The sequence below is a fragment of the Verrucomicrobiota bacterium genome, from assembly GCA_016871535.1.
Classification (GTDB): domain Bacteria; phylum Verrucomicrobiota; class Verrucomicrobiia; order Limisphaerales; family SIBE01; genus VHCZ01.
This window is the reverse complement of record VHCZ01000269.1, coordinates 1-8342: the sequence shown is the minus strand read 5'-3', so window position 1 is coordinate 8342 and position 8342 is coordinate 1. Positions and strand designations below refer to the sequence as shown.

Sequence of the window (8342 nt, the reverse complement as noted above, 5' to 3'; positions counted from 1 at the left end):
GTTGCTCGTGGCGCTGATGATTTGGAGCGAGGCCACGCCGACGGCATCGGACGCAACCGCGGTCAACGTGATCGGAACCATCTTGTGATTCGGCGGCCATCGCGGTGAAGTTCACCGCTGCGCCGGCCGCGCTGGTGGCTTCGGCGGTGATGTTCGCCGGGACGGTGATGACGGGCGGCGTGGTGTCCGCCACGGGAGGGGGGGGCGCCGTTCGGCCCGTTACGCAGCATCCACGTTCCGGAGCCACCGGTACCGACCACGACATCGAGCGTGCCGGGTCCGCTGCGGGTCAGATCGCCGAGCGCGAGTCCAACAGCACCCGTATGAGGAATATAAACAGGCGCCCCCAGTCCGCCGCTGCCGTCATTTAGGAAATAGGCAAGGCTGTCACCGGAGGTGGCACCCGTTACCACCACGTCGGGATGTCCGTCGCCATTCAGGTCGCCAACTGCACCCATGCCGTTCCGGAAGAACGTCGTGGGGTAAGTTGTCCCGGGAGCAAAAGTGCGCGAGCCCGTGCTTCGGAACACGACCACGCCGCCGGTCCGCGTGCCGCCAATGTCCGAGGCGGACACAACGAGGTCGGGCAATCCGGCGCCATCCATATCGGCAATCACCACGCCCTGCGCCTGGTTCGCTCTTCCGCTCGGCGTATTGGGAAATGGCATGCCCACGATCGAGGGGAACACCCCGGTCCCGTTGCCGTAGAGAACGGTGACCGCATTGCCGCTCCCGAACTGCCCAACCCGGAAGTGACGACGATGTCGCCGTTGCCATCGCCATCCAAATCTCCCGCCGCCACAAATTGTGCCGGAACGTCGCCGTGACCCATGAACCTCGTCCACACGATTGTCCCTGGCCCGAAGTTGCCGGAACCGTCGTTGAGGAAGACCCACACATCGCCCTTTGAAGTGAAATAATTGTTGGCACCCCCCACGATCAGGTCGGGCTTGCCGTCGCGATTGACGTCCCCGAGCGCCGCGGACCAGACGACGTAGCGGAAATCACCGGGATCACGTGTGTCGTGAACATTGTGGACGGCCGGGCTCCCCAAATTTCCTGCGCCATCACCGGGAAGCACGGACACAGACGCCGACCAAGCATAGTCGTATGTCACCAGGTCCAGTTTAACATCGCCGTTGACATCGCCGCCGACAATGCCCCTTGGCCTCGCCGCAAGGGGGGATAGAAAGGCAGGAAATTCCGCGGCGGCTCCAAACCCGCCTTCGCCGTTTCCGGCAACTACCTGGACATTCTGGCTATCGTGGCGTCCGATGATGACGTCATTCTTGCCGTCGCCGTTCATGTCTCCAACGGCAACAGAAGCGGAATTGCCGGTGGCTGAAATCCTCGTGTAGGGTGGCCAGGTCGGGAGGGAAACTTGGGCAAGCGAACGAGCGGGCGCCGCGAGCGCGACCAGCGCGAGAGCAGTTAACAAGCTGCTGACGCTCGAAACGAGTCGCTGGCCGAATCGGCGAGCTTGAGGGGTTGGGTCCGTGTTTCTGGGAATTCTGCCGAGATGGGATCGGCACCAAGTTTGAACGAGGTCTGGTTTTTTCATCGGTTTACTCTTCGGGTTGAATTTTATTTTGGTTCAAATCGACAGTCGCTGTTCCGTTCCAAGTGGTCTCCCCTCTGCAACCGGTGTGCCAAGGACGCGGAGTCGCCTCTCAACCGCAGTGCTGAAGTGGCTCAAGCATGGTTGCGGAAGCGAAACCAAACCCGAGGAAACCCGCTCCAGCACGGCTCGAAATCAGGCGCGGAGCAAGCAGGCGATGAATCGAATCAAGCTGGAAGAATTCAGGAAAAATATTTCACGACCTGGAATGTGCGAGCCGGAAGAGCAGTCGAGACCGGCTGGGTTCTACAATCAAATTCCAATCAAACTGCGATGATGTTGCGAGCAAAGTGCGAGGAAAAGGTATCCCACGAAGAACTCCAGAAGCTGGGGAGATGGCCCACGGAACACACGGAACACACGAAAGCGGAGCGGGGTTAAGGTCGGCGAGAACGAACTCGCCCTCAGAATTCCCTCCCTTTTTCGTGTGGTTCGTGTGTTTCGTGGGCAAACTCCCCGTGAGAAGTTTCACCGCACCAGACGTTCGTATTCCAACTTGGGGTGGTGCCCGAAATTTATTAGCAAACCCAGTTTGAAGCCGCTGGCGTTCAAGTAATTGAGAACTTGCGCCCGATGCTCGTCCGTCAGTGCCGACACGGCTTTCAACTCCACGATGATCTTGCCGTAACAAACAAAGTCAGCGGTGTACCTCTGCTTCAGAGGCAGAATGCCCTGCATCTCGAATTCAATCTCCAGGCACTCTTGATAGACTGCCTCCAAGAACCCGCACCCCTTCTCGTTGTACACTTCGAAACAGGCTCCGATAATCCGGTAGCTCTCCTCCTTGAAAATCAAGTCCTTCATAAGCCTCCTTTCGGGTTCGTATTTGGCGCGTTTCGCCTGTGAATGTCAATTCGTTTGGAGGCCCACGAATCACGCGAATCACACGAATGGAGAGGGGAATGAGCGGGACGCCTTTATTGACGGCGCGAAGTCCGAGCGTCCCCCATCTTCTCTCCCCATCCCCTATCCGTGTAATCCGTGTGATTCGTGGGCCAACCTCTCTTCAGATTCATCGCGGCCGATCGACGGCATCTGCTTTGGAACGAAGGCGCGTCCAGGCCAACTGCTTTCCATCCTTGGTTGAAACCGTATCGCCTTCCTTGGGCCGGACGTTCGCTTCGCCGCCTGCGCTGGCCAGGAAGTCGGTCTCGAGGTCTCGGGAAGGAAAAGGCCCCAAGACGAGCCATTCGCGGACGAACGAACCGTCCACGATATGCACCGGAGCCGCGTTGTCACCCGCTTGCGCTGTCACCGATTGGTCGCAAAAAAGGCACTTCAGCAACACCAGCCAAATAGTTGAATCGACGGGGTAATGCTGTTTCACTGGTGGCCCGAGTTTAGTTGTCACGCAGAATCCAACCAAGGGAAAAACAGGACCAGGCGACTGGTAGGGCGGAGCTGCTGCTCCTCCACATCGACCGAAGACCGGCTGCGCGGCAACGCAGCCCTGCCAGTTCACGCGGAACTCGGTTTGAGGGGCTGCCTCTTGGCTGCGCGTAATTCCTGTTGCTGCTGGAGAAGTTGAACCCGTTCCGCGTCACTCGTCCCCGGCTGGCTCCCACGGTGGACCAAACGGGCGAGCTGCTGGTCCAGGAATTGGTTGCGCAAGCGCAACGCAAGATCCTGGAGTTGCTGCATGGGATTCGGGATCGGGCGGTTTTCCGCCAGCGCTTCGCTGATCAAACTGCGCACGGGCGGGGCCTCGAATTGATCCATCAACCCGCTCACACCGGCTTCGGGTTGCTTCCCGTGCAACGCCAGCCGGGCGGAAAGGATTTCGCGGACTTGCGCGTGCTGAACCCAATCGAGTTGAAGGTGAGCCGCGATCCAATCGATTACGTCGTCGTTCAGGAGCACGAGTTTCAGCAGCCAGAACTCCTGTGCGTTAGGCCTGGGAACGGCCTCCGGAGGGGCTGGGGAATTTGTTTCCGCCGCTTCTCTGGGCGGAGCCGCTTTTCCGGAAACTTTCCTGAACTCCGCGCGCATGGATTCGGGCGCGATCCCCAGGCGCAGCGCGGTCTTTTGGGCGTATTTATCCACGAGCACTTGATGGCCGGTTTTCTGCACGGCCTCGGCCATCGCTCGGGCGACGGTCATCTGCCCTTTGTCCGAGTTAACGTCGTGCGCCGCGCAGAGATGATTGAGGTAATAATCGAAGAACCCTTCCGCTTGCCCGATCAGCTTCTGGAACGCCGCGCCGCCGAATTCCTTGATGTAACTGTCCGGATCGTGCGGCGCGGGAATGGTGGCCACGCGGATCGCCAACCCCGACGCGAGCAAACTGTCCAGAACACGCACGGCCGCCGCTTGCCCAGCCGTGTCGGAATCGAAGCACAACACGACTTCGTCCACGTAACGCTTCAGGATGCGCGCGTGATCGGCCGTGAACGCGGTGCCTTGCGGCGCCACGATATTGCGCACGTCCGCCATGTAACAGGCGATCAAATCAAGCTGGCCCTCGCAAACGATCGCGCACCCGGCGTCCAGGATCGCGCGCTTCGATTTGTCGAGGCCGAAGAAAACTTTGCCTTTGGTGAAGATGGGCGTTTCGGGCGAATTGACGTATTTGGCCGTCTTCTCGTCGCCGGCGATCACGCGGCCGCTGAAGCCGATGACGCGCCCTTGTTCGTCGCAGATGGGAAACATGAGCCGGCCCCGGAACCGGTCGTAGTAACGATCCTCGCCTTCCTTGCGAATGATCAAGCCCGCCTGCTCGACGATCCGCCACTCGTAGTTCTTCGATTTCGCCCAGTTGACGGTGTCATCCCACGCATCCGGCGCGTAGCCCAGCCGGAACAGCTTCACCGCGTCCGGCGCAACGCTCCGCCTGGCCAGGTAAGCGCGGGCGGGTTCGGCGTGGGCGTCGTTCAGGAGATTCGTGTGCCAGCGCTGGGCAATGCGCTCGTGAATTTCAAGCAGCGTTTCCTTGAGAAACCGATTTTGCTGTGCACCGGGCTGTTTCTCGAATTCCAACGGAATCCGGGCGCGCTCGGCCAGGCGCCGGACGGCCTCGGTGAAGCTGATGTTCTCGTATTCCTGAATGAAACTGAACACGTCGCCGCCCTTGTGGCACCCGAAGCAATGGAAGATTTGTTTGTGCGGATTGACATTGAAGCTCGGGGTCTTCTCTTTGTGAAACGGGCAAAGCGCGACGAAGTTCGCCCCCGCGCGCTTGAGCGGCAAGACCGCGCTGATCACATCGACGATGTCGCTGGCCGCGCGGATTTGTTCGAGCGCGGCGGTTGAGAAGAGGCCGGCCATGGCAACTGGAGCGCAATGTACTGAAGGCCGCGACGGAAACCAAGGCTTCGTTGCCTCGGTCTCCTCAGTATGGCGGAGAGGTGCGTTCGCGGTATCGCCCGAAATCGCGGTTTTAGCTTTTCTGCGGCGGAATCAAAGCGGCGCAGCAATTCTTCCCATGCACCGTCTCTTCGGACCGCGGCCTTCAGGCCGCTTCAACGCTCGACTCCGGAGAGTGCACGGAAGCAGCCTGAAGGCTGCGGTCCGCGCAGTTTTCGGTTCTTGGGCCATGGGCATGGCTTCCTGGCCAAGGAAACTTCCCGTGAACCGGGTAGGGCTGCGTTGCCGCGCAGCCGGTCTTCAATCGATGCGGCGTCGCAGCAGCGCCGCCCTACCATTGATGGGTTCATGGGTCGGGTGCATGGCGCCGTCGCCAAGCCAGCTTCCCATGAACTGACGATAGGGCGAGCCTGTCCCCAGCGAGCCGGTCTGGACGTGCTCCACTCACGTCGAGCGGCTCGCCGGGACGGACTCGCCCTACCGGGTTCATGGGCCATGAGCAGGTCCGATAGGCACAGGGAGCTTTCCATGAACCGTCGGTTCGTAGCCGCCGAGGTAACGAGGCGGACACTTTGGTTAACCCGGAAATCCGCCTCCTCACGTCGGCGGCTACGGTTCATGGGCAGAACTTGTGAAAGCGCCGGAAAGGCCCTTGCCGCGAATCCAGGATTCGTCATAGATTCACCATCGTCATGAACCACTCCAAAATGTTCCGCTGTCGAAACCTGTGTTTCCGCGCCTTTCTCGCAATCCTCGTGTCGGTTCTGTGTGTCCACACCCGGGCGGCAGAAACCGCGCCGATCCGCGCGGGCATGATCGGCCTGGATACTTCCCACGTCCCCGCGTTCGCGAAGATTTTCAACAACCCGAAAGCCACGGGCGATCAGGCCGGCATCAAGATCGTGGCGGGATATCCCGGCGGCACCGACTATCCCGCGAGCCGCAACCGTGTCAAAGGATTCACCGAAGGGCTGCGCACCAATGGCGTCGAGATCGTCGAGACCATTCCGCAGTTGCTGCAGAAGGTGGATGGGGTCCTCCTCGAAAGCGTCGATGGCCGGATTCACTTGCAGGAAGCGATCCCCGTGATCAAAGCCGGCAAACCGCTGTTCATCGACAAGCCCGTCGCGGGTTCGCTCGCGGACGCCATCGCCATTTACGAATTGGCCAAGAAACACAACGTGCCGTGCTTCTCCAGTTCGTCGCTGCGGTTCGGCGGCGTTCAAGAACTGGCGAAGAACGAAAAACTCGGCGGCATCGTTGGCGCGATCACGTGGGGATCGTGCACGTATCAAGAAGGCACGCCGGACATGTTCTTTTACGGCATTCACGGAATCGAGCCGCTTTATGTGCTCATGGGCACGGGCTGCGAAACGGTCACACGTGTGCAGACGCCGGACACGGATGTGGTCACTGGCATTTGGAAGGATGGACGCGTCGGCACGTATCGCGGAATTCGCAAGAACAACGCCGCGTTCGGCGCCGTCGCCTTTGGGAGCAAAGCGATCATTCCCGCTGGCCGCGAAGGGGGCTATGAGGGCTTGTGTCGCGAGATTGGCCGCTTTTTCAAGACAGGCAGACCGCCGGTAAACGCCGAAGAAACGATTGAAATCTTCGCTTTCATGGAAGCGGCGGACGAAAGCAAACGCCAGGGCGGCAAACCGGTGTCGCTGGCGAGCGTGCTCGCGAAAGCCAAAGCAGAGGCCGCGGCGAAATTGATCCCTTGAACCGGTTCAAGGCCAAATCCCAAGGCGTGCGCGGCGACCAGGGATCGCCCATCTGGATGAAGTCACACGAACGAGATCCCACCTCCTGCCCACCAGATTCATTCGGCAAAGAGCCAAACAAATGAAGGAGACAAACGTATGAAGAATTCCCTAACACGACGTGGATTCATTGAACGCACAGCCGTCGGTTCCGCGGCTTTGACTTGGCTCGGCTCGCGCCGGGCACCCATGGTCTTCGCGGCTGACACTGCGAAACCGGCCTTGCTCGGAGGCACACCGGCACATACCGGAGGTTGGTCACCGTGGCCAACCTGGCGGGAATCGTGGGAACCGGCGATCATCAAGGTCCTCCGCAGTGGCAAATGGTATCGCGGCGAGGGCGGACACGTGGCGGAGTTCGAGGATGCCTACGCGAAACTGATCGGCGCCAAACGCTGCCTCGCCACCGCCAGCGGCACGACGTCTTTGCTGGTGGCCTTGCACGTGATGGGTGTGGATGCCGGCGACGAAGTGATTGTCTCGCCTTACACCTTCATCGCGACGTACAACGCCATCCTGATCAACAAGGCGCTGCCGGTTTTCGCCGACACCGACCCGGCCACGCTGAACATGGACCCCGCGTCGATCGAAAGCCGGATCACCGAACGCACCCGCGCCATCGTCCCCGTCCACATCTACGGCATGCCTTGCGACATGGACCCGATCAACGCCATCGCCCGCAAACACAAGCTCGCGGCCATCGAGGACGCCTGCCAGGCCTGGCTGGCTGAATACAAGGGCCGCAAGTGCGGCACGCTGGGTGACCTGGGTTGTTTCAGCTTCCAAAACTCCAAGCACATTCCTTCCGGCGAAGGCGGCGCGGTCACAGGCAACAGCGACGACCTTCTGGACCGATGCCACGCGTTCCACAACGTCGGGCGCGCCACGGGGAGCTTCAAGGGCGCAAGGCCGTATTTCACCCGCGGGAGCAATTATCGCATGCAACAGTTCCAGGCGGTCCTGCTCCTGCAACAATTCGAAAAGCTGGTGAAGGAAACAGCGCATCGGCAAGAGAACGCGGACTACCTGATTTCGCAGTTGAAGCAGATTCCCGGCATTCAGCCGGCGCGTTTGCCGGAGAACAGCCGGGCGGTGTGGCATCTCTTTCCGTTGCGCTACGACGCGCAGCAATTCCGCGGACTGCCGCGCGACAAGTTCATTCGCGCGCTCAGCGCCGAAGGCATCCCCAGCAGCGGCGGTTACCACGAACAATACTTCGACGGCATTCTGGACGAAGCGATCCAATCGCGCGGGTTCAAACGGCTCTTTAGCGCCGAACGCCTCAAGGCGTATCGCGAGAGCTTCCAGGAACTGAAAGGCAACCGCCAGGTTTGCGCGACGACGGTGGGTCTATCCCAGAACCTCCTCCTGGCCGAGCGCCGCGACATGGATCACATCGTCGAAGCGATCCGGAAGATTCAGAAGCACAGCGCAGAACTGGTGAAGGCAACGGCGTGAGTCCCCCCGGCCGATCTCGCCCAACTGAGCCAAACTAGCCTAGCCTAAGTGGTCCATTTCATAAATACGCTCACGTTCGCGGCAAGGGATTTTTCGGCCAGACGAGGCGCGAGCGACGAGCATATCCCGAAGTGGATCTGTAAGGAGCAAGCAACGAAGTCTGGCGAAAAAGAACTGCCGCCCTTCGGGTTGCGCCG

Annotated in this window: 7 protein-coding genes; 2 read left to right on the top strand and 5 right to left on the bottom strand. The window is 60.3% G+C overall.

Annotation, left to right across the window (positions count from 1 at the left end; translation table 11 throughout):
- Positions 1–62 precede the first annotated feature (62 nt).
- From FJ398_23380 to FJ398_23360, 5 genes are all read right to left on the bottom strand, one after another.
- Positions 63–668 (bottom strand): VCBS repeat-containing protein, encoded by a 606-nt coding sequence (locus FJ398_23380; GenBank protein ID MBM3840844.1) that lies wholly within the window; start codon positions 666–668, stop codon positions 63–65.
- A complete protein-coding gene (locus FJ398_23375) occupies positions 614–1561 on the bottom strand; it encodes a hypothetical protein (protein MBM3840843.1) in 948 nt (315 codons plus the stop codon). The genes FJ398_23380 and FJ398_23375 overlap by 55 nt, the downstream gene beginning before the upstream one ends.
- A 525-nt stretch (positions 1562–2086) precedes the next feature.
- Positions 2087–2422 carry a GxxExxY protein gene (locus tag FJ398_23370; GenBank protein MBM3840842.1) on the bottom strand — a complete coding sequence of 112 codons (336 nt, stop codon included), beginning with the start codon at positions 2420–2422 and terminating at the stop codon, positions 2087–2089.
- A 208-nt stretch (positions 2423–2630) separates the two neighbouring features.
- Entirely contained in the window at positions 2631–2945 is a 315-nt protein-coding gene (locus FJ398_23365; protein ID MBM3840841.1) for a hypothetical protein, read from the bottom strand.
- A gap of 131 nt (positions 2946–3076) precedes the next feature.
- Complete coding sequence (locus FJ398_23360) at positions 3077–4882, bottom strand: DNA primase (protein ID MBM3840840.1); 1806 nt, start codon at positions 4880–4882, stop codon at positions 3077–3079.
- A gap of 851 nt (positions 4883–5733) precedes the next feature.
- Between FJ398_23360 and FJ398_23355 the strand changes: the two genes are divergently transcribed.
- On the top strand, positions 5734–6648 hold the full coding sequence (locus FJ398_23355; GenBank protein MBM3840839.1) for a gfo/Idh/MocA family oxidoreductase: 915 nt from the start codon (positions 5734–5736) through the stop codon (positions 6646–6648).
- A 138-nt stretch (positions 6649–6786) separates the two neighbouring features.
- The gene (locus FJ398_23350; protein MBM3840838.1) at positions 6787–8145 is read left to right on the top strand and encodes a DegT/DnrJ/EryC1/StrS family aminotransferase; all 1359 of its coding nucleotides are present in this window, start codon (positions 6787–6789) and stop codon (positions 8143–8145) included.
- Positions 8146–8342: the final 197 nt, after the last annotated feature.

Coding starts and splice junctions, on each gene's coding strand:
- FJ398_23370 (MBM3840842.1), bottom strand. CDS start 2,422: ATGAAGGACTTGATTTTCAAGGAGGAGAGCTACCGGATTATCGGAGCC.
- FJ398_23380 (MBM3840844.1), bottom strand. CDS start 668: ATGCCATTTCCCAATACGCCGAGCGGAAGAGCGAACCAGGCGCAGGGC.
- FJ398_23355 (MBM3840839.1), top strand. CDS start 5,734: ATGATCGGCCTGGATACTTCCCACGTCCCCGCGTTCGCGAAGATTTTC.
- FJ398_23350 (MBM3840838.1), top strand. CDS start 6,787: ATGAAGAATTCCCTAACACGACGTGGATTCATTGAACGCACAGCCGTC.
- FJ398_23360 (MBM3840840.1), bottom strand. CDS start 4,882: ATGGCCGGCCTCTTCTCAACCGCCGCGCTCGAACAAATCCGCGCGGCC.
- FJ398_23375 (MBM3840843.1), bottom strand. CDS start 1,561: ATGAAAAAACCAGACCTCGTTCAAACTTGGTGCCGATCCCATCTCGGC.